Genomic DNA, 5,143 nt, shown 5'->3' on the forward strand with positions numbered 1-5,143 from the left:
TTTTGGCAACGCAGATGCCGTGCCGCAGCCGCCGGAGCGGTGCTTAAGCCGTAAGGCGGGAATTGTGCGGTGTTGCCTAGGGCATATCTGAAAACAAAGAAAATGACGGATATTTCGCAAACACAAGCAGGGGTTAAGGCTTTTTAGCGCAAAATCCTGCTGTGTTTGTAGAAACAGACTGCATTTTCGACTTTTCAGATACACCCTAGGGGAATGCCCCAGGGGCAGCGCTGTACCGCTGCCTGCATACACTGTAACGGCCGCGCTGCCCCGCGGCTGCGAAAGAAGGATACCATGAAACCTGATTTGGAAAACTCCCGCAGCTTTGCCATGACGCTGGCCCACCGCGCAGTGCGCGATGTGCGGCGCGATGGCTTCCGCCAGCTGCGTAACTATGTGGATATGTGCGCCCTTTTGGCGCAGCGTCCGGACTTAAAGCGCTTTTTTGACCATGCGCAGACCGTCTTGCAGCGCACCGACAGCCTGTATTATAAATTGATCAACAACCTTGTGGCACAGGTCAACGAGGATGCCATCTGCACCGCAGGCATCAACCTTGGGTTTGATGCCATCATCAGCTGTGCTTCCAACAACCGCAAGCAGAACGGGGAGACCCGTTCCTGGCTGAATGTGGGCTTTTGCAGCGCCCCGGAGCTGGACGATGCCATTATTCAGGCAGAGGCCGGTTCCAGCTATGCCTGGGTGCTGTATGCGGACGAGGACCTTACCCCGAAAACGGTCGCCATGCTGCAAAGCCATACCCACAGCGTGTTCTTTGTTCTGTTTGATGCCCAGAAATTTAATGAAGCAACCATGGAACGCGTTGCCGGGTGCAATAACGTGATCACACTGCTGTGCCTGCATGAGCCGGAAATTACCACCGAAGCCTGCCGCGCAGCCAACGCCATGCGCAGCAAACAGATGTTCTATGGCTTTTTGGTGGAAATGGGGCGGGCAGATGCCGCCCAGGCCGTGAATACCGACTGGCTGGATGTGCTGGCCCAGTATGGCCTGTTCTGCGTTTATACCCGCAAGCCGGATATGGATCAGCGAACCGCGGATGCTATGTATCGCCAAATCGTCCACAGCCGCATTGGCAGCGTTGCGGTCCCCGTCCTGCTGCTGGATTGGGAACATGATATAAAATACCTGAACCGCATGATCACCCCCAAAACGGAACTGGGCCAGTGCATCCCGGAGGGGAAAACTTTCCCGCTGAATTTTGACTGAACTGTAGAATAAATAAAACCGGCAGCTTTCCCGCTGAAATAAAGGGGAAAGCTGCCGGTTTTCGTTTATTGTTTATGGGCAATACCGCATAATTCTAAGTGCCGATATGGCGAGCGAGGTGCGGCAGATGCTAAGCCAAAAGCGCAGATAATACTGGATGCTGCAAAGGTGAGCGCCGCCAGTGGCGGAAACAGCGAACCGAAGCAGGGGCAGCGGTCGCAGAGTGCGAGGGGCTTTTGCCCCCGAAGCACGATGCGGGTACCGCAACCCGACATTATCGAGCATTTTGGCAACGCAGATGCCGTGCCGCAGCTGCCGGAGCGGTGCTTAAGCCGCAAGGCGGGAATTGTGCGGTGTTGCCTATGGAAAATAAGGGACTGAATGTACCCTGGAAGCGCTGCTTATAATACCAAAGCGCTGGGGTCAATGCCATAGCCCAGCAGAACCGCCAGATTGCAGCTGCACAGCGTGCGCAGGCCGTGGTCCAGGTCAGCTTGGTTCAGCGGCGGCATGCCATTGCGTACCCAGGGCAGCAAAAGGCCCACCATGGCGCCCGATAAAAAGTTGCCGGTAAACTGGCAGTCGCGCTCGGTTGCGCTGGGCACCAGCGAGAGTAGCCGCTGGCCAAACATCTCGCTTAAGTAATGGAACACATATTCCTGCAAACAGTTCTGCCCGGTGTAAGCCAGCGCGTTTACATAAAAGGTCTTGTTCTGCAAAAGGTATTCTTCCAGATCCGTCAGCAGGGTGGACCAGCTGGCGTAATGGCCGCGCGTTACCAAAAACTGCGTTGCACCACTTTGGAAATACCAGTTCACCAGGTCGAATTTATCCTCAAAATGGTAATAAAAGGTGTTGCGCCCAACCCCGGCATGCTCCACAATATCGTTTACCGAAATTTTTTCCAGCGGGGTGGTAACCATCAGTTCCGTCAGGCTCTGCGCCAGCAATTCCTTGGTTTTGTTGGTACGGGACATCCTTTTTCTCCTTTTCCATGCAGCAAATAGATAAAAACTCATATCATGCTTATCAAGTATTATAGCACACAGGCGAAAAAAATTCTACCATCCAAACCCAAAAGCGCGCAAAAAAGCGCGCAAATGCAGCGGTATTTGCCAGCTTTTGGCTGCGCTGCGGCCCGCTTTTTTGCACATACTGTGTAGGGAAGGGGATGAAACCATGCCAACCAATGGCTTACGATATCTGCGCCGTGTGGCGGCCCTGCTGGCGGCTGGCAGCGTTCTGGCGGCGGGGCTGCTGGTTGCCCTGCGGGCAGAACTGCCGGATACCTTTGTGCTGGAGCAGGGGCAGCCGCTGGCGGTAGAAAGCATGCCGTTCCTGCAAGCCGCCCCCGCCGTTCCTGCGGGCAGCGCTGCCCCCGCGGGTGCAACGGCTGCGGATAAAAGCGCGAATGTAACCCTGACCCTGCTGGGCCTGCCGGTCAAAACCGTGCGCACGGTGCAGCAGCAGCGGCGAACCGTCCAGCTGGGCGGCACCCCCTTTGGGGTCAAGATGTTCACGGATGGGGCGCTGGTCGTTGCGTTCAGCGATATCTATACCGTCCATGGCAGCGAGAACCCGGCCAAAGAAGCGGGCCTGCGCCTGGGCGACCTGATCACCCAGGCAAACGGCATCCCGGTGCGCACCAATGAGGAACTGACCGACGCCATTGCCGCCGCGGCGGGCGGCAGCGTGGAACTACGCTACCTGCGCGGGCAAAACCAGATGACCTGCACCCTTACCCCGGTCAGAGAGCGCGGCACCGATGCCCCGCGGGCGGGCATCTGGGTGCGGGATTCTTCGGCGGGCATTGGCACTTTGACCTTTGCGGATACCGAACACGGGACGTTTGCCGGGCTGGGGCACGCGGTTTCGGACAGTGATACCGGCACGGATTTAACGTTGCTGACCGGGGAAGCCGTTTCCGTCACCATTACCGGCTGCCGCCGCGGCAGTGCGGGCAGCCCGGGGGAGCTGCGGGGCGAATTTGGCGGTCAGCAGCCCTTTGGCGACATCAAAGCCAATACTTCGACCGGTGTGTACGGCGTTTTGACAAATTCCGCGCAGGCAGGGGAGAACATCCCCGTTGCCAATCTTCAGGAAGTGTACCCCGGCGAAGCAGAAATCGTGACCACGATATCCGGCCAGACGGCACAGCGCTTTGCCGTCCGCATTGAGCGGGTCAACATGACAGCTTCGGACCCCAACCGCAACCTGCTGCTGCGCATTACTGACCCGGAACTTTTGCGGGCAACGGGCGGCATTGTGCAGGGCATGAGTGGTAGCCCCATTGTACAGGACGGCTGCCTGGTCGGCGCGGTGACCCATGTGCTGGTCAACGACCCAACCCGCGGCTATGGCATCTTTGCTGCAACCATGCTGAAACGTGCCGATGCCGTGCAGGGAAGGTAATTTCCTGGGAAAAAGTGCGCATCGCACGTTTTTTACGAAAATGGTAAAACCGGAAAAGAAAAGCAAAAAGAAAACCGAACAACATCGCAGCAAGGGCAGGAGAGAGGACACGAAATGATCCGGAAGCTGTCGATAATTACGAATAGGCGGGGATTTTTGAAAGAAAAGAAAGTACGATTCTGCTTGCATGGCATGGTAAAATATGGTAAAATTCTCAATGTAGAGAGCGGCAGGCAGCCGCAGATCCGAATAACAGCTCCGGGCGCCGCAAAAACCGCCGTCCGCTGGGCTGAACATGCAAGGGGAGGAATTTTTGGATGGATAAGATCAAGTTTTTGATGACCGATACCGGCGCGCAGACCACGCAGCTTTGCCGCCAGGCACTGGAAGCCAAGGGAATTGATGTGACTGTATGCGAGAAAAACGGTTCGCAGGCGCTCAAATCCCTGCTGGAAGAGCACCCGCAGGCCGTTCTGCTGGATGCGTTTATGCCGGATCTGGACGCCATCACGGTCAAACAGCGCTATGAAACCCAGGATACCCGCGGCGGCCACACAACGTTCTTTGTGACCGGTGCATTCCAGAGTGAGGAAGTGGAGCAGGATTTGCTGGATAACGGTTTCTCGTTCTTTTTCGTTAAGCCGTTTGATGAAAACGTTCTGGTCAGCCGCGTACTGAAAGCCGCCGGTTCCACCAGCCGCCCGCAGCCGGTATCGCAGGATTGTGATGAGCTGACGGTGACAGAAATTCTGCATCAGGTCGGCGTACCGGCGCACATCAAGGGCTATCAGTTCCTGCGCGACGCCATTCTGCTGGCCGTGAGCGACCATGACTATATCAACGCTGTAACCAAGCGCCTTTACCCGGAAATCGCCAAGCGCAACGCCACCACGGCTTCCCGCGTGGAGCGCGCCATCCGCCACGCTATTGAAGTCGCCTGGGACCGCGGCGATGTGGATACCCTGAACAGCTACTTTGGCTATACCATCCACAACCTGAGAGGAAAACCCACGAACAGCGAGTTCATCGCAATGATCAGCGATAAGATCCGCCTGGATAAAAAGCAGCGCAGGGCGTGAGGCAAAACGACATTCTGTGGTTGAAAAACTGGCTGATTTGAGCACTGCGCTTACGCCTATAAATCCCGCCCTTTATTGCGGTGAAATTATAAAAACACACGTTTGACCCAATAAATAGTCTATGTCCAAAACGATAAACTTCCTGCATTGGTTGGCCCCCCAATCTGTGCAGGAAGTTTTTTTGCCCAAAAAAGTTCCTCTGTAAGCAGAAAACAGCGGAAAATAAAAACGAGCAAAAAAATTGCCCGTTTTAAGTGATTGCTGCCATGCGTGCTCTGCAAAAATCCTGCACCAAAATACTGGGATTGACTGGATTTTTATGGCTATGGCCTGTATAATAAATTCAGGGCAATACCGCATAATTCTAAGTGCCGATACGGCGAGCGAGGTGCGGCAGCTGCTAAGCCAAAAGCGCAGATAAT

At 55.5% G+C, this 5,143-nt stretch carries 6 protein-coding genes; 4 read left to right on the forward strand and 2 right to left on the reverse strand.

The window, feature by feature from the left end:
- The first annotated feature begins 294 nt into the window (after positions 1-294).
- Positions 295-1,230 (forward strand): hypothetical protein, encoded by a 936-nt coding sequence (locus C4885_RS15380; protein ID WP_147237867.1) that lies wholly within the window; start codon positions 295-297, stop codon positions 1,228-1,230.
- A 401-nt stretch (positions 1,231-1,631) separates the two neighbouring features.
- On the opposite strand, the gene C4885_RS15385 is transcribed toward C4885_RS15380, so the two are convergent.
- Positions 1,632-2,207, reverse strand: coding sequence for a TetR/AcrR family transcriptional regulator C-terminal domain-containing protein (locus C4885_RS15385; protein ID WP_158538928.1), 576 nt, complete (start codon positions 2,205-2,207; stop codon positions 1,632-1,634).
- 202 nt (positions 2,208-2,409) lie between these two features.
- Here C4885_RS15385 and spoIVB point away from each other — a divergent pair, with 202 nt between their 5' ends.
- From spoIVB to spo0A, 3 genes are all read left to right on the forward strand, one after another.
- The gene (gene spoIVB / locus C4885_RS15390) at positions 2,410-3,642 is read left to right on the forward strand and encodes a SpoIVB peptidase (RefSeq protein ID WP_114001177.1); all 1,233 of its coding nucleotides are present in this window, start codon (positions 2,410-2,412) and stop codon (positions 3,640-3,642) included.
- Between the two features lie 156 nt (positions 3,643-3,798).
- A complete protein-coding gene (locus C4885_RS16325) occupies positions 3,799-3,981 on the forward strand; it encodes a hypothetical protein (protein WP_147237869.1) in 183 nt (60 codons plus the stop codon).
- Positions 3,960-4,721 (forward strand): sporulation transcription factor Spo0A, encoded by a 762-nt coding sequence (gene spo0A / locus C4885_RS15395; protein WP_114001178.1) that lies wholly within the window; start codon positions 3,960-3,962, stop codon positions 4,719-4,721. Before C4885_RS16325 ends, spo0A begins: the two co-directional genes overlap by 22 nt.
- 72 nt (positions 4,722-4,793) lie before the next feature.
- On the opposite strand, the gene C4885_RS16845 is transcribed toward spo0A, so the two are convergent.
- A partial coding sequence (locus C4885_RS16845; protein ID WP_207657609.1) for a hypothetical protein occupies positions 4,794-5,143 on the reverse strand: 350 nt, incomplete at its 5' end.

Origin of the sequence: Subdoligranulum sp. APC924/74, from assembly GCF_003324125.1 — a bacterium.
Taxonomy (GTDB): domain Bacteria; phylum Bacillota; class Clostridia; order Oscillospirales; family Ruminococcaceae; genus Gemmiger; species Gemmiger qucibialis.

Bases quoted from the DNA above. Each gene is read 5' to 3' on its own strand.
- C4885_RS15380 (WP_147237867.1), top strand. From the start codon at position 295: ATGAAACCTGATTTGGAAAACTCCCGCAGCTTTGCCATGACGCTGGCC.
- C4885_RS15385 (WP_158538928.1), bottom strand. From the start codon at position 2,207: ATGTCCCGTACCAACAAAACCAAGGAATTGCTGGCGCAGAGCCTGACG.
- spoIVB (WP_114001177.1), top strand. From the start codon at position 2,410: ATGCCAACCAATGGCTTACGATATCTGCGCCGTGTGGCGGCCCTGCTG.
- spo0A (WP_114001178.1), top strand. From the start codon at position 3,960: ATGGATAAGATCAAGTTTTTGATGACCGATACCGGCGCGCAGACCACG.